We start from the raw sequence: 674 nt of genomic DNA, 5'->3' as shown, positions 1-674 counted from the left end.
ATCAAATTATCTTCGAACTCGTTGCATAACGCGAGAATGAAATGTTTCGCATGTTCGGCGGTCACGTACTCTTCGAACCGAGAGAAAAAGCGATCACCGTCCTCGGTGATCGCGCCCAAGAGACACGTCCAGTCGCGTTGCCCGGACAATTCGATGGCCGGCCGCGTGCCGCGCGGAAACCACGCGGCACGCGGCTCAACTTGCACGGATCTCTTGGTTTGATCGATACAGACTACTGTGGCGTCCATCTCCCGCCGCTTTTTTTGAGTTCTTCGTGGAACGTCTCTTGTTCGTCAGCCTNTCAGCGGCTGTACGGCGTGGTTTTTGATGGCTCAATCCCGCTTCTTTGAGCAACCGCCGGCAACTCGGGATTGAGTACTCAACATCGTAGGTCTCGTCGAGATACTGCTGGACGAGTGCCGGCGTCCACGCCGGCGCGTCAACCCCAACTTCTTCGGGTGAGTCGTGGACAGCTTCTTCGAATTCGTGTTGCTCTTTTTCTGAGAGCTTTCTCTTTCTCCCAGTTCGGTGATCGTCAGTTACAGCCTGCTCAAGCGACTCGTCGGTGTCGAGTCGCTTGAGCCAGCTATAGATCGTGCGTCGCTGAACGTCGTACCATTCGGCTAGTTCAGTCTGTGTAACGCCGTTTTTGTACGCTATTGCCGCTAAGAGCC

The 674-nt window shown here is 55.0% G+C and carries 1 pseudogene; it reads right to left on the bottom strand.

From position 1 onward, the window contains the following. A pseudogene (locus tag C484_RS12135) lies at positions 1–674 on the bottom strand (IS630 family transposase); the annotation flags it as partial.

It is taken from the genome of Natrialba taiwanensis DSM 12281 (genome assembly GCF_000337595.1).
Lineage (GTDB): Archaea > Halobacteriota > Halobacteria > Halobacteriales > Natrialbaceae > Natrialba > Natrialba taiwanensis.
Note: the sequence above shows the minus strand (reverse complement) of the source record. Positions and strands in the feature narration are given on the sequence as shown.